At 60.9% G+C, this 17,153-nt stretch carries 16 protein-coding genes; 11 read left to right on the top strand and 5 right to left on the bottom strand.

Going from position 1 to position 17,153, the window contains the following annotated elements; genetic code table 11:
• Nucleotides 1–39: 39 nt before the first annotated feature.
• Nucleotides 40–867, bottom strand: coding sequence for a helix-turn-helix domain-containing protein (locus NBG89_RS14260; RefSeq protein WP_431320496.1), 828 nt, complete (start codon nucleotides 865–867; stop codon nucleotides 40–42).
• 93 nt (nucleotides 868–960) lie between these two features.
• Between NBG89_RS14260 and NBG89_RS14255 the strand changes: the two genes are divergently transcribed.
• Nucleotides 961–1,893, top strand: a complete 933-nt coding sequence (locus NBG89_RS14255; protein WP_431320495.1) for a phytanoyl-CoA dioxygenase family protein — start codon at nucleotides 961–963, stop codon at nucleotides 1,891–1,893.
• Nucleotides 1,894–1,926: 33 nt separating this feature from the next.
• Here NBG89_RS14255 and NBG89_RS14250 read toward each other — a convergent pair whose 3' ends face one another.
• The 3 genes from NBG89_RS14250 to NBG89_RS14240 all read right to left on the bottom strand — a co-directional run bounded on the left by NBG89_RS14250 (nucleotide 1,927) and on the right by NBG89_RS14240 (nucleotide 4,396).
• Nucleotides 1,927–2,676 (bottom strand): TerC family protein, encoded by a 750-nt coding sequence (locus tag NBG89_RS14250; RefSeq protein WP_088692161.1) that lies wholly within the window; start codon nucleotides 2,674–2,676, stop codon nucleotides 1,927–1,929.
• A 101-nt stretch (nucleotides 2,677–2,777) separates the two neighbouring features.
• The gene (locus tag NBG89_RS14245; protein WP_431320494.1) at nucleotides 2,778–3,617 is read right to left on the bottom strand and encodes an AraC family transcriptional regulator; all 840 of its coding nucleotides are present in this window, start codon (nucleotides 3,615–3,617) and stop codon (nucleotides 2,778–2,780) included.
• 107 nt (nucleotides 3,618–3,724) lie between these two features.
• A complete protein-coding gene (locus tag NBG89_RS14240; protein WP_431320493.1) occupies nucleotides 3,725–4,396 on the bottom strand; it encodes a TetR/AcrR family transcriptional regulator in 672 nt (223 codons plus the stop codon).
• Nucleotides 4,397–4,550: 154 nt separating this feature from the next.
• Between NBG89_RS14240 and NBG89_RS14235 the strand changes: the two genes are divergently transcribed.
• The 8 genes from NBG89_RS14235 (at nucleotide 4,551) to NBG89_RS14200 (ending at nucleotide 13,194) form a co-directional block, all read left to right on the top strand.
• A complete protein-coding gene (locus NBG89_RS14235; RefSeq protein WP_431320492.1) occupies nucleotides 4,551–5,747 on the top strand; it encodes an HlyD family secretion protein in 1,197 nt (398 codons plus the stop codon).
• Nucleotides 5,748–5,769: 22 nt separating this feature from the next.
• Nucleotides 5,770–7,362: a DHA2 family efflux MFS transporter permease subunit gene (locus NBG89_RS14230; protein ID WP_431320491.1), complete on the top strand. Its 1,593-nt coding sequence runs from the start codon at nucleotides 5,770–5,772 to the stop codon at nucleotides 7,360–7,362.
• A gap of 147 nt (nucleotides 7,363–7,509) precedes the next feature.
• Nucleotides 7,510–8,535, top strand: a complete 1,026-nt coding sequence (locus NBG89_RS14225) for a LacI family DNA-binding transcriptional regulator (RefSeq protein WP_431320490.1) — start codon at nucleotides 7,510–7,512, stop codon at nucleotides 8,533–8,535.
• A gap of 18 nt (nucleotides 8,536–8,553) precedes the next feature.
• Nucleotides 8,554–10,008, top strand: a complete 1,455-nt coding sequence (xylB, locus tag NBG89_RS14220) for a xylulokinase (protein ID WP_431320489.1) — start codon at nucleotides 8,554–8,556, stop codon at nucleotides 10,006–10,008.
• A 37-nt stretch (nucleotides 10,009–10,045) separates the two neighbouring features.
• Nucleotides 10,046–11,356, top strand: a complete 1,311-nt coding sequence (gene xylA, locus NBG89_RS14215) for a xylose isomerase (protein ID WP_431320488.1) — start codon at nucleotides 10,046–10,048, stop codon at nucleotides 11,354–11,356.
• 166 nt (nucleotides 11,357–11,522) lie between these two features.
• Nucleotides 11,523–12,299: a phosphodiester glycosidase family protein gene (locus NBG89_RS14210; protein WP_431322695.1), complete on the top strand. Its 777-nt coding sequence runs from the start codon at nucleotides 11,523–11,525 to the stop codon at nucleotides 12,297–12,299.
• Nucleotides 12,300–12,376: 77 nt separating this feature from the next.
• A complete protein-coding gene (locus tag NBG89_RS14205) occupies nucleotides 12,377–12,595 on the top strand; it encodes a hypothetical protein (protein WP_431320487.1) in 219 nt (72 codons plus the stop codon).
• 128 nt (nucleotides 12,596–12,723) lie between these two features.
• Complete coding sequence (locus NBG89_RS14200; RefSeq protein WP_431320486.1) at nucleotides 12,724–13,194, top strand: cupin domain-containing protein; 471 nt, start codon at nucleotides 12,724–12,726, stop codon at nucleotides 13,192–13,194.
• An 80-nt stretch (nucleotides 13,195–13,274) separates the two neighbouring features.
• Here the strand turns inward: NBG89_RS14200 and NBG89_RS14195 are convergent, their stop codons facing one another.
• Nucleotides 13,275–14,306, bottom strand: a complete 1,032-nt coding sequence (locus NBG89_RS14195; RefSeq protein WP_431320485.1) for a LacI family DNA-binding transcriptional regulator — start codon at nucleotides 14,304–14,306, stop codon at nucleotides 13,275–13,277.
• Nucleotides 14,307–14,477: 171 nt separating this feature from the next.
• Here NBG89_RS14195 and NBG89_RS14190 point away from each other — a divergent pair, with 171 nt between their 5' ends.
• Complete coding sequence (locus NBG89_RS14190; RefSeq protein ID WP_431320484.1) at nucleotides 14,478–16,001, top strand: sugar ABC transporter ATP-binding protein; 1,524 nt, start codon at nucleotides 14,478–14,480, stop codon at nucleotides 15,999–16,001.
• An 82-nt stretch (nucleotides 16,002–16,083) separates the two neighbouring features.
• On the top strand, nucleotides 16,084–17,088 hold the full coding sequence (locus tag NBG89_RS14185; protein ID WP_431320483.1) for an ABC transporter permease: 1,005 nt from the start codon (nucleotides 16,084–16,086) through the stop codon (nucleotides 17,086–17,088).
• The last annotated feature ends 65 nt before the right edge of the window (nucleotides 17,089–17,153 follow it).

Below are 17,153 nucleotides of genomic sequence, written 5' to 3'. Positions count from 1 at the left end.
ATCAATGTGTGATTGCGGCCGGTTTCGATCCGGCCGCAGTCATGTTCTGCGGTACTGGCGGCGGAACTCGCTCGGCGAACAGTGTTCGCGATCCTGAAATAGCCGCGAAAAGTAGAATGCATCATCGATGCCGATGGCATTGGAGATCGCCTCGATCGAAAGATCGGTGGTCGTCAGCAGCTGCTTGGCTCGATCGATGCGGAGGCGCAGCTGGAAAGCCTTCGGTGACAAGCCAATGGCTCCATGGAAACGCCGTCGCAACGTTGCCGGGGACATGCCGAACTCCCGCGCGACGGATTGCATGTCCGCCGGCTCGAATGCCCGACGCTGCAAGGTCTCGATGACCAGCTCGATCTTGACATCCGCCGCATCATCGCTGCCTGCGTTTGCCTGCCGGGCTGCTTGGACAACGATGCGGTGAAGCGTTGCCGCGGCCGACGCGAGGCTAAGCGGATCGCCCGCAACAAAGTCAGAATGAAGCGCCCCGAAAAGGTGCTGCGTCTCGCGGAGATTCTGTAGACGCACCACCGGTTCTATTGGTGAGATCAGGCGCTGACGGATCAGATCCGCCGTCAACGTGCCCTCGAAGAGAGCCCATCGTTCCTCCCAGCTCTCGCCTTCTGTCGGACCATAGGAATGCCGCGTCCCGGCGGGCAGCCAGAAGAGCGACGGGCCGTTGATCTCCTGAACACCGGCCTTTGCCGTCTGCAGCGTGCCTTGCCCGGCTTCCACGAGGACGACCGCGTGCATCGGCAGCCGGCGGTTGACGATACGCGTTCCGATACGTTGGCGACCGAACCCGGTGACCGTGAGCACTGTGGAGCCGGGAGAGGAAGAACGATAAAGAGCGATCGGGAGCTCAGTCATGAGCGAAAAGTCCAGCCGTTTCTTCCGTCCATGGAATGCTCATTTCTTTTTCTTCAGATTTCAAGCGTCTATTTCGCTTTAGGAGTGATCGGAATGTCAAGTCGTGCTGCGGATCGCAAGCCGGATCGAGCGCCGGCGATCGACCTAGTCGCGAACGGGAAGATTCTCTCGACCGCGCCGAACCGGTTGGGTGAACTCGTGCCGACGGACCCGTCGATCGGCATGGAGGCGATCCGCAGGCTTTATCGCGAAAGTGGCTATGTCTGGTTGAAGCGCTTTCTCGATCCGGATGTGGTCAATGCCTTTCGCGGCTGGGTTTTCTTGCATCTGGCGCGCGGCGGGCTTGTCGCACCCGGGTCCGATCCGATGCTCGGATTATCCGCCGGCACAGGTGTCGACAAAGGTCAGGTCGATCGTATTCTGATGTCGCTTGTCCGCTCTGTCGCCTTCGAGGGCTTTTGCGCGCAGCCACGGCTTGCCGGATTCATGGATGAGTTCCTTTCGGGTATCTCCTACCTGCACAAGCGCAAGATTATGCGCTTTACCCAGCCGGGCACGACGACAGCGACGCCGGCGCACTACGATCTCGTCTACCTGCGCGGTGGCACCAACCGGCTGGTGACCGCCTGGATTCCGATCGGCGATACGTCGGTCGACATGGGTGGGCTCGTTTACCTCGAGGGCTCGCATGCCATCGGCGTCCGTATGGAGGAGGAGTTTTCCAGGAAGAGCCGCGACTTGTCCGCAGAGGAAAGGGTGAGCGCCTTCAACCGCAACATGACCGAGGGCGGCTGGGTTTCGAAGGATCTTCCTGACATGGCGGAGCGCTTCGGCACGCGCTGGCTGATCGCCGACTACGAAGCCGGCGACGTGGTCTTGCATAGTCCCTACATGATCCACGCCTCGACCACGAACCAAAGCGTCTCGAACCGGATAAGGTTGTCGACGGATATCCGCTATCAAAACGTCGATGACGAGATCGATGTCCGATGGGGCAATCACTGGAGCCTGGGGGACATGCTTTAGGGCGCGGCAGCGGAACCGCGCCCCATGCTTGTCTCAGTGGCCGCCTTGCTTTCTGCGCTGACGGGCATTGCGAGCGAGCATGTTGAGGGCTTCCACGAGCGCGGAGAAGGCCATCGCGGCATAGACATAGCCCTTCGGCACGTGCACGCCCATACCCTCGGCGATCAGGGTCATGCCAATCATCATCAGGAAGGCGAGGGCCAGCATGACGATGCTCGGGTTCTTCTCGATGAAGTTCGCAAGCGGCGTGGCGGCAACCAGCATGACGGTTACGGCCGCGACCACGGCGACGACCATGATCGGCAGGTGCGGCGTCATGCCGACCGCGGTGATGATGCTGTCGACCGAGAAAACGAGGTCCAGCAGCAGGATCTGGCCGATCGCGGCGGTAAAGCCTGTTGTTACTGCTGTCGCAATGAAATCCTCGTTGTGATCGGTCGGATCGACGTTGTGGTGGATTTCCTTCGTCGCCTTCCACAGCAGGAAGAGACCGCCGGCAATCAGGATGATGTCCTTCCACGAGAAGCCGTGGCCGAACAGTTCGAAGATCGGCGTGGTCAGCTTCACGATCCAGGCAATGGTACCGAGGAGGGCAAGACGCATAATGAGAGCAAGGCCGATGCCAAGCGTGCGGGCCTTCTCGCGATGTTCAGGTGGCAGCTTGTTGGTGAGAATCGAGATGAAGATGAGGTTGTCGATCCCGAGGACCACTTCCATCACCACGAGGGTGACGAGGGCCACCCAGGCAGCCGGGTCCTGAACGAGCATCATGATATCTTGCATCGGCGTTTATCCCCTTGCGCCACATAGTTTGACGCTCGCAATGTACGGACGCGGCCTGCCTTGGCAAGCGCGCAAGGGGATATACGAAAGCACGACGAGTTTTATTCCTTGATGGGAATCCAGATTTCCGTCAGGCCCGTGCCGGTATAGGGATCGAAGCGATCGTCGTAGCGTTCGAACATGTCGGGCATGTTGCCGAACTCTATACCGGAATTCGGCATCCAGTCTCCGAAAATCCGATGCATCGTTGCGGAAATGCCTGAAACGTGGCCTCGATGGGCAAAGACGGCATAGCGCTGACCGGGGATCTTCAGGGTTAAAAAGCCGGCCGGCAGGTCGCTGCCGTTACTGACTGCCACGGCCGCCATGTAGCGGAATTTCTCGGCTTCACCCTCGATATGCGTGCAGATTCCATAGGCGACATTGCCGATCTGGCCGGGAATGTTGCCGAAATGAACATTGAATTTTTGCCATAGCGAGGGGATCGCGGCATTGCCGCCGTAGGGGTAGATCTCCTGCAGGCCGGCAAAGAGCATCGGCGGCAAGGTTTCGAAACGTGGTGGTTCGAGTTCGGGAAGGCGAGTGGGGTCCATGCGGATAGGCTCCAGAAGTGCGAGGTTGCGCGTGTGCCTCTGCTTGCGGACGGCCTCGGGTGTTAGGCCGAACTGGTCGCGAAAGGCACGGGTGAATGCCTCGTGCGAGCTGTAACCCGCGTCGAGGGCAACCTCGAGAATGCTGCCCGGTTGATCGACCAGCGTCCGTGCCGCACCGCTCAGGCGGCGGGCTCGGATATAGCTGCTGATCGAATGCCCGGTGACCAGCCCGAAGACGCGCGAAAGATGGTAGCGCGAAAGACCGGCAACCTCCGAAATCTCTTCCAGAGTGATGTCGTTGCCGAAATGAGTTTCGATGAACCAGATCGCTCGTCCGACGGCGCTCATTTGCTCTCCCTTGGCTGCATGCCCTTCATAGCGAAGAGCAACAGGTCGCGCTTGATCCCGGTTGCGGGATTCTGGCGCGAATGGCGAGAGAAATCAAAGGGACGGGTTCAGGGCTGCTTCTTGACGCCGTAGGCCGCCGTGAAGACACGGATGGCGCCATTGACAACGCGATCCATCTCCTCGCGTGGAGGCGGGGCGTCCATGTCGCCGAACAGGCGCAGCTTGAAGAAGCTTCCACCACAAAGTTCCAGAAACTGCCGGGCGGCAAGCTCAATGTCGTCGATCTCGAAACGGCCGGCCTCGACTTGGGCTGTCAGAAAGTCCTTTAACACCGTCCGGATGTTCTCCGGGCCGCTGAAAAAGCGCTGACAGAGGTGCGGCATGCGGTCGCGTACGCCGATGACCGTGCGCATCGCATTGATAACCTTATCCTCGGTCAGGTGGCTGACAAAGGTCATGCCGAAGTCGTGCAGCGCGACGTCGGGATCATTGGATTCCTTGAGAGTATTGCGCACGCTGGTGACGAAAGCCGCGCGCTCGCTCTCCATCATCGCGGTGAAGAGCTCTTCCTTGTTGGCGAAGTAGACGTAGAGCGTTCCCTTTGAAACTCCGGCCTCGCGCGTTACATCGTTCATGCTCGCGGCATCGAAGCCAAGTTTCATGAAAACGCGTCGGGCGCCGTCGAGAATTTGCTTGCGCTTGGCAGGGTCTTCGCCTGCGGCCCACCGGCCGCCTGTCGAGGGGGAGTCGTCCACGCGCGTATCGGAAAGCTCTGTCATCGCTCCTTAACCATGATCGCATCAGCGAATTTTTCGTTAATAAAACCGAACCAACCGGTTCGATATAACTTGATATGAATGGAAAAAGGTTCTATGTCAACTGAACCGAACCGTTCAGTTCGATTAAATTCACTCGATTTACCGGTAGCTGCCCATGTCGTCCAGTTCAAAAGCCAATGTTGCCCGCATCGTCAGCGAGCCTGCTGATACCGAGGGCAGGGCTCAGGAAGCAGCAGTTCCTACCGCGGAAGCACCGCGCGCGCCGCAAGCTCCTGCTGATACGCAGGCCGCTCCTGCCGAAAAGAAGAAAAAGCGTAGCTTTGCTCTGCCGATCATTGGCCTTGCGCTGCTCGCGGGCGCTGCCTGGTATGGTTACGATTGGTGGACCACGGGCCGCTTCATGGTCTCGACCGATGACGCCTATATCGAAGGCGATATCGCGACGATCTCGCCGAAGGTCACCGGCTATGTCGCCAAGGTGAATGTCGTTGCCAACCAGAAGGTCAAGGCAGGCGATATCCTGGCGTCGCTCGACGACGGCGATTACAAGCTGGCACTTGACCAGGCGGTTGCTTCACTCGAAACGGAAAAGCTCTCGCTGCAGCGCATCGACGCGCAGATCGCCGGCGGGCAGGCAAGTCTCGATCAGGCCGAGGCCCAGAAGGCGGCTTTGGAAGCCACCGTTCGCGGCGCGCAGATCACCCAGACCCGCGCTGCCGAGCTGCAATCCAAGTCGGTCGGTACGACCGCCAACCTCGATGCTGCGAACATCGCGCTCGATCAGGCAAAGGCGAACCTCGTCGGTGGCGACGCCGCGATTGCTTCCGCGCACGCCAACATCACGCTCCTGCAGGCGCAGCGCCGGGAAGCCGAAGGCACGATCCGCCAGCTCGAGCTTTCGCGCGACAAGGCCGCCCGTGACCTCTCCTTCACGGTGCTGAAGGCGCCCTACGACGGCGTCGTCGGCAATCGTTCAGTGCAGGAGGGCGATCTGGTGTCGCCCGGGCAACGCCTGATGGCGCTCGTGCCGGTCCGTCAGCTCTATATCGACGCGAACTTCAAGGAGACTCAGATCCAGCATCTGGTCCCGGGCTCGAAGGTCAACGTGCACGTCGATGCCTATGATGATCATCCGATTGTCGGCACGGTCGAGTCGATTTCGCCGGCATCCGGTTCCGTCTTCTCGCTGCTGCCGCCGGAAAACGCGACGGGCAACTTCACGAAGATCATCCAGCGCGTGCCGGTTCGCATCTCGCTGCCGCAGGATGCTCTCGATAGCGGTCGCCTGCGCGCCGGTCTCAGCGTTGTCGTCGATGTCGACACGCGCACAGCGCCGGACGCGGCCAAGTAATATCGGCTGACGAGGTAGACCCATGGCCGCGAGCGCAACAGTTGGAACCGTTCCGGCCACTCCGGCTGCCACGGATCACATGGATCCCCGCAAGCTCATTGCGTTCTTCGCGATGGTGCTTGGAATGTTCATGTCGATCCTCGACATCCAGATCGTTTCGGCATCGCTTGCGGAAATCCAGGCTGGCCTCAGCGCCGGCTCGGACGAGATCGGCTGGGTGCAGACCTCCTATCTGATCGCGGAAGTCATCATGATTCCGCTGTCGGGGACGCTCGCGCGCATCGTCTCGACGCGATATCTGTTTGCGGCCTCGGCCGCCGGTTTCACCATGGCGAGCGCGCTCTGCGCGACGGCGACGAACATAGACCAGATGATTGTCTATCGCGCCATTCAGGGCTTCATCGGCGGCGGCATGATCCCGTCCGTCTTTGCCGCCGCATTCACGATCTTCCCGCCTTCCAAGCGCAGCATCGTGTCGCCGATCATCGGCCTGATCGCAACGCTTGCCCCGACGATCGGCCCGACCGTCGGCGGCTATCTTAGCCATGCCTTCTCCTGGCACTGGCTGTTCCTAGTCAACATCGTGCCCGGCATCATCGTGACGATTGTCACGTGGAATTTCATCGATTTCGACAAGCCGGAATTCTCGCTGATCAGGAAGTTCGATTGGTGGGGCTTGTTGTCGATGGGCGTTTTCCTCGGTGCGCTGGAATATGTGCTGGAGGAAGGCAACTCCAACGACTGGTTCAACGACAGCTATATCTTCATGGGTGCGATCGCCTCTGCGATTGCTGCCGTTATCTTCTTCTATCGGGCCTTCACCGTGGAATTCCCGGTCGTTGACTTGAGGGCCTTCACGAACCGAAACTTCGCCTTCGGCTCCGTATTCTCGTTCGTGATGGGGATCGGCCTCTACGGCTTGACCTATATCTACCCCGTCTATCTGGGCCGCATCCGCGGCTACGACTCGCTGATGATCGGCGAGACCATGTTCGTGTCAGGCCTTGCGATGTTCTTCACTGCGCCGATTGCCGGAAAGCTGTCGACGAAGATAGACCTGCGGCTCATGATGATAATCGGTTTCGCCAGCTTTGCGGCCGGCACCTACATCATGACGCATCTGACCCAGGACTGGGACTTCTACGAACTCTTCATTCCGCAGATATTCCGCGGCTTCGGGCTGATGATGTGCATGGTGCCGATCAACAACATCGCGCTCGGCACGATGCCGCCGGCCCGCATGCGCGGCGCGTCCGGCCTCTTCAACCTGACCCGCAACCTCGGCGGCGCTGTGGGGCTGGCGATCATCAACACGGTGCTGACGAACCGGCAGGACGTTCATTACGAGCGGTTGCGCGAGAATATCGATTGGGGAAGCCCTGCCGCAATCGACCAGATGAACAACATGGCAGCGAACTTCAATACCTACGGCATGGATGGCGCCGTTGTCGCCATCAAGCAGATGGTCGGACTGGTGACGAAGCAGGCCGTCGTCCTGGCTTTCAGCGACGTCTTCCTGATGTTGACCTTGCTTTTCCTGGCCATGATCCTCGGCGTGGCGATGCTCGACAAACCCGCGCCGCAAGGTGGGGGCGGAGGTGGCGGAGGCCACTAATTAGTCTTTCAAATCAACGTTCAGGGCCGATCGGATGTCATCAGATCGGCCTTTGTTTTACACAAATATCTGACGTGTACGGAAGCGTTCGCAGATTTTGATTTACGTACATCAGATTTGGAGTTAAAGGTCTCGTCAGGAGGAAAGATGAGGCCAACAGTTCACGATATTGCTGCCGCCGCAGGCGTCAGCCTCGCAACCGTCGATCGGGTTTTGAACCAGCGGCCGGGCGTGCGCCACGTGACGCGCGAAAAGGTCGAGAAGGCCATTCGCGAGATTGGCTACGTCAGGGATGTCGCTGCTGCCAACCTCGCCAAGGGTCGGACCTATCCGCTCGTGTTCATCCTTCCTGCCAGCGACAACTCCTTTATGCATGGACTGAATGACGAGGTGCGCGCCGCCGTCGCCCGCTCGCCCGTGGAGCGAACGGACATCCGCACCCTTGAGGTGCCGGCGTTCGATCCGAGCGCTCTGGTCAGGGTTCTGGACGAACTTGGAAAAGAACGGCCTTCGGGGATCGCGCTTGTTGCGACCGATGCGCCGGAGGTGCGCGATGCCGTCGACCGTCTGGTGCAGGATGGCATTCCAGTCGTGACGCTCGTTTCGGATCTCACCGGCTCGCAGCGTCACCACTATGCCGGCGTCGACAACATCGCGGCCGGGCGTACGGCTGCTCGGCTGCTCGGGCGTTTCCTCGGCGGCGCCAGGGGCGAGATCGCAGTGCTCGCGGGCTCGATGCTGGTGCGCGACCATCGTGAGCGCCTCGAGGGCTTTGCGGCCGTCATGGCGGCGGAGTTTCCATCGCTCTCCATCCTGCCTGTCATCGAAGGCCGCGACGACCCCGAGATGGCGCATATGCTGGTGGCCGACGCGCTGTCGAAGAAAAGTGGCATTATCGGGGTCTACAGCCTCGGTGCCGGTAATCGCGGTCTGATCCGGGCGCTGAAGGAAAAGGCAGTCGATCGGTCGCTGACGGTCATCGCCCATGAACTGACGACACATACCCGCGCCGCGCTGCTTGACGGCACCATTGACGCAATTCTGAACCAAGATGCGGGCCACGAGGTGCGCAGCGCCATCCGCGTCCTCAAGGCGAAGGCTGACGGGCTTGCCGTCATCGAGGCGCAAGAGCGCATCCGCCTCGACATATTCCTGAAAGACAATCTGCCGTAACGGCAAAGGGAGAAACACATGTATCTGGGTCTCGATCTCGGAACCTCCGGCGTCAAAGCCATGCTGATCGACGGCGATCAGAAGATCATCGGCTCGGCCAATGGTTCGCTCGATGTCTCGCGCCCGCATTCCGGCTGGTCGGAGCAGGAGCCCTCGCACTGGATCCGCGCGACGGAAGAGGCTGTTGCCGGGCTGAAGGCAAAGCATCCGAAGGAGCTCGCCGCCGTCAAGGGCATTGGCCTCTCCGGCCAGATGCATGGCGCGACGCTGCTCGATGCCGACGACAAAGTCCTGCGTCCCTGCATTCTCTGGAACGATACGCGCTCCTACGTCGAAGCGGCTGCGCTGGATTCCGATCCGCGCTTCCGCAAGCTGACCGGCAATATCGTTTTCCCCGGCTTCACCGCGCCGAAGCTTGCCTGGGTTGCCAAGCATGAGCCTGCGATCTTTGCCAAGGTCGCCAAGGTACTGCTGCCGAAGGATTACCTGCGCCTCTGGCTGACCGGCGAGCACATCTCCGAGATGTCGGATTCGGCCGGCACCTCCTGGCTCGATACCGGCAAGCGCGCCTGGTCATCCGAGCTTCTTGCAGCCACCGGCCTTGATGAAAAGCAGATGCCTCGCCTGATCGAAGGCACGGAGCAGGGCGGCAAGCTGTGCGGCGAGCTGGCCGGTCAGTGGGGCATGTCTGGTGGCGTCGTCGTTGCCGGCGGCGCGGGCGACAACGCGGCTTCGGCTTGCGGCATGGGCACCGTCAGCGATGGCGCGGCCTTCGTGTCGCTCGGCACCTCGGGCGTTCTCTTCGCGGCCAATGCCGCCTATCTGCCGAAGGCGGAAAGCGCCGTACACGCCTTCTGCCACGCGCTGCCCAACACCTGGCATCAGATGGGCGTCATCCTCTCGGCGACGGACGCGCTGAACTGGCACTCCAGTGTCACTGGAAAGTCGGCGGCGGATCTGACGACCGAGCTCGGCGAGACGCTGAAGGCGCCCTCCGGCGTCACCTTCCTTCCCTATCTCTCCGGCGAGCGCACGCCGCACAACGATGCTGTCATCCGCGGCGCGTTCATCGGCCTCGAGCATGAGAGCAGCCGCGTGGTATTGACCCAGGCGGTCCTCGAAGGCGTGTCCTTCGCTATCCGCGACAATCTGGAAGCACTGCGCTCTGCGGGCACGGATATTTCTCGCGTTACGGCGATCGGCGGCGGTTCGCGCTCGCGCTACTGGCTGGCTTCGATCGCGACTGCGCTCGGTGTCCCTGTCGACCTGCCTGCCGATGGCGACTTCGGCGCGGCATTTGGCGCTGCGCGTCTCGGCCTGATCGCGGCGACCGGCGCCGACCCGGTTGCCGTCTGCACGCCGCCGAAGACGGCGGGCACGATCGAACCCGTCGCGGCGCTCTCCGGCGCCTACGAGGATGCCTACAAGCGCTATCGCGCTCTCTACCCGGCGATCAAATCGCTGCAGCACTGAACCCAGAACTACAATCCGAAACCTGAGGAGACACGAGATGAGCACCGGATTCTTCGGCGACATCCAGAAGATCAAGTATGAGGGCCCTGAGAGCACCAATCCGCTCGCCTTCCGTCACTACAACAAGGACGAAGTCGTTCTCGGCAAGCGCCTGGAAGACCATCTGCGCTTTGCCGTTGCCTACTGGCACACCTTTGCCTGGCAGGGCGGCGACCCCTTCGGCGGCCAGACCTTCCTGCGCCCCTGGTTCGAAGACACGATGAAGGCCGCCAAGCTGAAGGCCGACGTGGCGTTCGAACTCTTCCAGATCCTCGACGCACCGTTCTACTGCTTCCACGACGCCGATGTGCGTCCCGAAGGCAAGAACTTCGCTGAAAACACCAAGAACCTGAACGAGATCGTCGACTACTTCGCCGAGAAGCAGGCGGCGACCGGAACCAAGCTGCTCTGGGGCACGGCGAACCTCTTCTCCAACCGCCGCTTCATGTCGGGTGCCGCCACGAACCCCGATCCTGAAGTTTTCGCCTACTCGGCCGCGACGGTTAAGACCTGCATGGACGCCACGATGAAGCTCGGCGGCGCCAACTACGTTCTCTGGGGCGGCCGCGAAGGCTATGAAACCCTGCTCAATACCGATCTCAAGAAGGAACTCGACCATCTCGGCCGCTTCCTCAACCTCGTCGTCGAGTACAAGCACAAGATCGGCTTCAAGGGCACGATCCTCATCGAGCCGAAGCCGCAAGAGCCGACCAAGCACCAGTACGACTACGACGTCGCGACGGTCTACGGCTTCCTGAAGCAGCACGGCCTCGAAAACGAAGTGAAGGTCAACATCGAGCAGGGCCATGCGATCCTCGCCGGCCACTCGTTCGAGCACGAACTGGCGCTCGCCAACGCGCTCGGCATCTTCGGCTCGATCGACATGAACCGCAACGACTACCAGTCCGGCTGGGATACCGACCAGTTCCCGAACAACGTTCCTGAGATGGCGCTCGCCTACTACCAGGTCCTGCAGGGCGGCGGCTTCACGACGGGCGGCACCAACTTCGACGCCAAGCTGCGCCGCCAGTCGCTCGATGCGGAAGATCTGCTGATCGGCCATATCGGCGGCATGGATGCCTGCGCCCGCGGTCTCAAGGCTGCTGCCAAGATGATCGAGGACAAGGCTCTGTCCGGCCCGCTCGACGCCCGCTATGCCGGCTGGGATTCGGCCGAAGGCCAGAAGCTCGCCCGCGGCGAATACTCGCTCGAGCAGATCGCCGAGTGGGTCGAAGCCAAGGACATCAACCCACAGCCGAAGTCCGGCAAGCAGGAACTGCTCGAAAACATCGTCAACCGTTACGTCTGATCGGCGGTTGACTGTGGAGGAGAGGGCCGGGGAGCGAAGGTTTCCCGGCCTTTTTGATCGCGGTAGCACACGTGGCCATGCTTTGAAGGTTGACGCGAGATATCCTGCTTGGCGCTTGGCATTGCTGGCGGTCGAATAGCGATCTGAAAGAAAGGGCATGGCAGCGATGGCCTATCTCAGACAGAGTATGCTTGCAGGGGCCGCGATGCTGGCCGCTGCGATATCTGCGGGAGCCGCTTCCGCGCGACCCTGCGCGCAGGACACCTTCGAAGGAAACGCGTATATCGTCTGCACCATTGAAAAAGGAAAAGGCGATCTCCGGTTGTTCTGGAAGAACGCGGATGGCGAGCCTTATCGTGATTTCTCCGGCGTTGCCGAGGCCGTTCGCAGCAAGGGACAGACCCTGGCGTTCGCGGTCAATGCCGGCATGTATCTGCCCGATTTTTCACCGATCGGTCTTTATGTTGAAGATGGTCAAGAATTGCGGCCTGCCAACAGCGCGCATGGCGATGGATCTGCCGCCGGTCCTCTGCCGAACTTCTATAAAAGGCCGAATGGCGTGTTCTTTCTCGGCGACGCTGGCGCCGGAATACTTCCGACGCCGGAATTCCTGAAACGCCGTCCCCAGGCCCGGTTCGCCACCCAGTCCGGTCCGATGCTTGTCATCGACAACAAGCTGAATCCGATCTTTATCATCGGATCGACGGACAGGACCCGCCGCGGCGGAGTGGGCATCTGCAGCGATGGCGCGGTGCGCTTCGCGGTCAGCGAAGATGGAGTGAATTTCCATGATTTCGCGCGCTTGTTCCGTGACTATTTGGCCTGCCCCGATGCGCTGTTTCTCGACGGTGGCCGGGGTGTCGGACTCTACAGTCCGGCCCTTGGGCGCAACGACAAATCGTGGCATGGCGGATTCGGTCCCATGTTCGGGCTTGTCGAATAGCGCGTGTGATCATTCATGCTTGCGTAGCCAACATGCCGGAGGGTAGACCGCGTTGTTGCCAACGGGAGGGCTGATACATGCGCAACAGTGAACGTGATTGGAGCGCCCTTGTGCAGGCTGTCGCCGACAGCCCCAGGCGCGACAACAGCGCCTATCACATGGCAATTGCCGAGGCGCGGCAGGCATTCGAAGCCGCCGAAGCGGCTCTCGGCGGGCCGGTCCAGGTCAAAACGAAAACCAAGATGAAGCGAAGCGGCGAATACGTCGTGAAATGGGTGTTCAAGCGGGTGAAATGACTTGCCGACATCTGATCCAATGACCGAGTAGCTCTTGCCCACAGACGGTCTGCGGACGTATTCTTGGGTTTCGCGAGCCTGCCCCAGCGCTCAGCCCAGGTGGAAGGCCCGGCGAGAGGGAGGATATCATGAAAATCGCATCGATATTCGCAGTCGGCTTGATTGGATTCTGTGGGACCGCATCGCTCGCTCTGGCGGAGGATGCGCACACAATATTCGCTCCCGGTGATGTCAAGTGGGTCGAGGCCCCCAAGGTGCTTCCGGCCGGTGCGCAAGCGGCGGTCCTGTTCGGCAATCCGACGAAGAAAGGCCTGTTTGCCCTTCGGCTCAAAGTACCGTCGGGCTATGCGATCCCGCCGCATACGCATCCTGGCTATGAAGTGGTCACGGTCCTATCCGGCGCCGCCAAGTTTGGCATGGGCAAAACCGCCGATCGGAGCGCCACCAAGGAACTGCCTGCGGGCAGTTTCTTTGCCTTGCCGCCGGGCACGGCGCATTTCGTCTACTTCGACGATGAGACTGTATTGCAAATCAACACCAATGGCCCGTGGGGCATCAAGTACGTCAACCCGGCAGACGATCCTCAAAAGTCGCAATAACCAGTTGCGGCGTGAAGGCCAATTGCTCCCGCCGTCAAGCGCGGCGGGATGTCCGTGTCAGCGTCCGATAGCTGCTGGCTTCAGCGTTTCGTCCATCGACGTGAAGGAGCACCGACCGAATTGCGCACGACCAAGTCTGGACGCAGCAATATTTCGGTCTCGGCCGGCTGGCCGTCGGCAAGAAACTCCAGGAGCAGCGCCATGGCCTGCTTGCCGATCAACGTCCGCGGTTGACGGATGGTGGTCAGCGGCGGCGACATGAAGACGGCCTGCGGCACGTCGTCGAAGCCGGTCACGGAGAAATCCTTCGGAATATCGTATCCTCGAGCGTTCAGGCCGATCATCACGCCGATCGCCGTCTGGTCGTTCACGCACATGAAGGCGGTCGGCAGTGTGTCGCGCATGAAAAGCTGCTCGACGGCGTGACGACCGCTTTCAAGCGTTCCGTCGCCTTCGAGCACGATACGCATGTCCGGTGCAACGCCCGCGGCATCTAGCCCCGCGTCGTAGCCCTGACGGCGGCGGCTGTAAGCAAGGCGCGTCCGCGAATCGCCGATGAAGGCGATCTTGCGGTGACCCTCGGCCAACAGCAGGTCGACCGCCTTTCTGGCTCCCTCGACGTCATCGACGCCGACATAGGGAATACCGCCGTTGAAAACCGGCTCGAACACGCCGACGCTTGGCGGCAGCCGGGCCGTCATCGTCTGGTGGCCGAAGGGCAAAATGCCGGTGAAGAGGATCAGCCCGGCGGCCTGGCTGGAATTCAAAAACTTCAGATATTCGAGGCCACGCTGTGCGTCATTCTGTGTATGGCCGATCAGGATGCCGTAGCCATGGGCGCGTGCTTCGTTCTCGAGGCCGACGAGAATGTTGGAAAAGTTCGGGTCGCCGATATCGGGCGCCACCACGAGGATCATGTTTGACCGGCCGAGCCGCAGACTGCGGGCCATGGCGTTCGTGGTGTAGCCGGTGATGGCGATCGCCTGGTTGACTTTCAGCCGCGTCGAATTGGCGACTTTCTCCGGCATGTGGATCGCCCGCGATACCGTCGCGATCGAAACCTCGGCGATCCGAGCGACGTCTTCTATGGTTGCGGGCGTGGAATTCGACACTGCGTCCTGCCTTGGGGATGCCTTCGCCGCGACACTACACAGACTTGTCGATAGGTCAAACGCCGGGGCCGGCAGATCTGTGTGTAACGATGATGTAAACCTTTACATGCGTCGTGTAAAGGTTTACATATGGCGCCAAGCGGATGGGAGCCGCAGGGGAGGAAGCCGTCAATGAGTGTGGATTCAGTCGACGCCGCGCCCGTGGTGTTGTCCGCGCGGCGCATCTGCAAGTCGTTCAGCGGCGTGCAAGTCCTCTTCAGTGTCAATTTCGATCTGCGCGCCGGTGAGATCCATGCTCTCATGGGTGAAAACGGCGCGGGCAAATCGACCCTGGTCAAGGTCATGTCCGGTTTCGAGCAGCCGAGTTCGGGCGAGATATTGCTCGATGGCGAGCCGGTCGTGCTGCCAGCGAATGGCGCAGCCGAAGCGCTCGGCATCGTTCTCATCCATCAGGAATTCAATCTTGCCGAACATCTGACCGTCACAGAGAGCCTTTTCCTTGGTCGCGAAGTCACACGGTTCGGCGTGCTTGATCGCAAATACATGCGTGCCGAGACGCGCAAGGCACTCGATCTGCTCGGTTCGCACGTCGACGAGAATGCCATCATCAGCACATTATCGATCGCCGACAAGCAGATGGTGGAAATCGCCAAGGCAATCAGCCGTGATGCCCGGGTCGTGATCATGGACGAGCCGACAGCGGTGCTCTCGCGCGAAGAGACGAACTTCCTGTTCCGGCAGGTACGCAAACTGCGCGACACGGGAACCAGCTTCATCTTCGTATCGCACAAGCTCGACGAGGTGATGGAAATCACCGACCGGGTGACGGTGCTGCGTGACGGTCAGTGGGTCAAGACAGCCCCGACCTCGATGCTCGATGGCGAATCGATCGCGCAGCTGATGGTCGGGCGCGAGCTGTCGCGCCTGTATCCCACCAAGGTCGAGCCCAATGTCGACGAGGAAGTCGTCCTCCGGGTCGAGGGCGTCTCTACGGGTTATGTCCAGGATGCAAGCTTCGAGGTTCGCAAGGGCGAGATCATCGGTTTTTCGGGCATGATCGGTTCCGGTCGTACGGAACTGATGGAGGCGATCGCCGGGCTTCGCAGCCGTGCTTCGGGCGAAGTCCACATTCGCGGCGAATCGGTTCCGTCGGGCGATGTGCACGCCGCCAATCGCGCCGGACTTGCCTACATGACCAAGGATCGCAAGTCGAAGGGCTTGCTTCTGCGCTCCGGTATGATGACCAATCTGACGCTACAGTCGCTCGGCCAGCATTCGCAGCACGGCTATCTGAGCCCAAGCAGCGAGGCGCAGGCGCTCGCCAAGGCGCGGCGCCGCTTCGATATCCGCGTTCGCGACACCAGCATCGTTGCCGGGCGTATGTCTGGTGGCAACCAGCAAAAACTTCTGCTTGCCAAGGTCATGGAGACCGAGCCCGAAATCATCATCATCGACGAGCCGACGCGTGGCATCGATGTCGGCACCAAGCAGCAGATCTATCATTTCATCTCGGCGTTGGCGCGCGATGGTCGGTCCATCATCGTCGTCTCGTCGGAGATGCCTGAAGTGATCGGCCTCTGCACGCGCGTCGCCGTGATGCGCGAAGGACGGATCGTCGGCGTGCTTGAGGGCGACGAGATCTCCGAGCAGGAGATCATGCGTTACGCCGCGGGATTGAAGAAGAAAGCCGCCTGACGCTGGCGGGGAGGCGGCAGCGATGGTCGTGCCGCCCAGGTATGATGCCCATCGAATATTGTGGCGGGAGGTTGGTTTGGAGATGAGCGTGAACGAGGAGACCAGGGAAATCAGGCGTCGCCCCTGGCGGGATATCGATCTCAGGGCGGTGGCGCCCTTCGCGGCTCTGATATTGCTGTTGATCGTCGGCGCGCTGGTCAACCCGAACTTCATCGGCATCACCAACCTTGCCAACGTCGCGACCCGCTGCGCCTTCATCGCGATCATTGCGGTCGGCGCCACATTCGTGATTTCCGCCGGCGATCTTGACCTGTCTGTCGGCTCGATGGTGGCCTTCGTCGCCAGCCTGATGATCCTTTTGATGAATTCCAGCGTGATTGCCGACCCGACGCTGATGCTGGCGGCTGCGGTCGTGTTCACGCTCGTCGCCGGTGCGCTCTGTGGACTGGCCAACGGCCTGATCACCACGGTCGGCAGAATTGAGCCGTTCATCGCCACGCTCGGCACCATGGGCATCTATCGCGGCCTGACGACGTGGCTCAGCCAGGGCGGCGCGATCACGCTGCGCTCGCCCGACATCCAGACGCTTTACCGCCCGGCCTATTTCGGCAGCATCCTCGGCGTGCCGGTGCCGATCGTCGTGATCCTGGCCGTCACCGCCGTGGCAGCCTTCATTCTCTATCGCACGCGTTACGGTCGACACGTCGTTGCTGTCGGTTCCAACAGCGACGTCGCACGCTACTCCGGTATCGCGGTCAATCGTGTCCGCACGATCGCCTTCGTCATCCAGGGGCTCTGCGTTGCCATCGCCGTGCTTCTTTATGTGCCGCGCCTCGGCTCGACCTCTGCAACGACGGGGATTCTTTGGGAACTGCAGGCAATCACCGCCGTCGTCGTCGGCGGGACGGCGCTCAAGGGTGGCGCCGGCCGCGTCTGGGGCACGATCTGCGGCGCGTTCATTCTCGAACTCGTCGGCAACATTATGCTGCTGTCGAACTTCATCAGCGAATATCTCATCGGTGCGATCCAGGGTGCGATCATCATTATCGCCATGCTGGTGCAGCGCTCGCTGGTCCGCAAATCGTAAGCGGACTGGCTCCAGGAAATTGGCCGGGATCACAGGGCGTCCGGTTGACGGGTAGGAAAAGTCCC

It is taken from the genome of Rhizobium sp. YTU87027 (genome assembly GCF_050644135.1).
Classification (GTDB): Bacteria; Pseudomonadota; Alphaproteobacteria; order Rhizobiales; family Rhizobiaceae; genus Rhizobium.
The sequence above is the reverse complement of the archived record's forward strand: the minus strand, read 5'-3'. Positions and strand labels throughout refer to the sequence as shown.

What these genes read in the sequence shown, in the direction of transcription:
- NBG89_RS14205 (WP_431320487.1), top strand. Translation starts at nt 12,377, where the DNA reads ATGCGCAACAGTGAACGTGATTGGAGCGCCCTTGTGCAGGCTGTCGCC.
- NBG89_RS14240 (WP_431320493.1), bottom strand. Translation starts at nt 4,396, where the DNA reads ATGACAGAGCTTTCCGATACGCGCGTGGACGACTCCCCCTCGACAGGC.
- NBG89_RS14225 (WP_431320490.1), top strand. Translation starts at nt 7,510, where the DNA reads ATGAGGCCAACAGTTCACGATATTGCTGCCGCCGCAGGCGTCAGCCTC.
- xylA (WP_431320488.1), top strand. Translation starts at nt 10,046, where the DNA reads ATGAGCACCGGATTCTTCGGCGACATCCAGAAGATCAAGTATGAGGGC.
- NBG89_RS14190 (WP_431320484.1), top strand. Translation starts at nt 14,478, where the DNA reads ATGAGTGTGGATTCAGTCGACGCCGCGCCCGTGGTGTTGTCCGCGCGG.
- NBG89_RS14230 (WP_431320491.1), top strand. Translation starts at nt 5,770, where the DNA reads ATGGCCGCGAGCGCAACAGTTGGAACCGTTCCGGCCACTCCGGCTGCC.
- xylB (WP_431320489.1), top strand. Translation starts at nt 8,554, where the DNA reads ATGTATCTGGGTCTCGATCTCGGAACCTCCGGCGTCAAAGCCATGCTG.
- NBG89_RS14260 (WP_431320496.1), bottom strand. Translation starts at nt 867, where the DNA reads ATGACTGAGCTCCCGATCGCTCTTTATCGTTCTTCCTCTCCCGGCTCC.
- NBG89_RS14250 (WP_088692161.1), bottom strand. Translation starts at nt 2,676, where the DNA reads ATGCAAGATATCATGATGCTCGTTCAGGACCCGGCTGCCTGGGTGGCC.
- NBG89_RS14210 (WP_431322695.1), top strand. Translation starts at nt 11,523, where the DNA reads ATGGCCTATCTCAGACAGAGTATGCTTGCAGGGGCCGCGATGCTGGCC.
- NBG89_RS14235 (WP_431320492.1), top strand. Translation starts at nt 4,551, where the DNA reads ATGTCGTCCAGTTCAAAAGCCAATGTTGCCCGCATCGTCAGCGAGCCT.
- NBG89_RS14200 (WP_431320486.1), top strand. Translation starts at nt 12,724, where the DNA reads ATGAAAATCGCATCGATATTCGCAGTCGGCTTGATTGGATTCTGTGGG.
- NBG89_RS14245 (WP_431320494.1), bottom strand. Translation starts at nt 3,617, where the DNA reads ATGAGCGCCGTCGGACGAGCGATCTGGTTCATCGAAACTCATTTCGGC.
- NBG89_RS14255 (WP_431320495.1), top strand. Translation starts at nt 961, where the DNA reads ATGTCAAGTCGTGCTGCGGATCGCAAGCCGGATCGAGCGCCGGCGATC.
- NBG89_RS14185 (WP_431320483.1), top strand. Translation starts at nt 16,084, where the DNA reads ATGAGCGTGAACGAGGAGACCAGGGAAATCAGGCGTCGCCCCTGGCGG.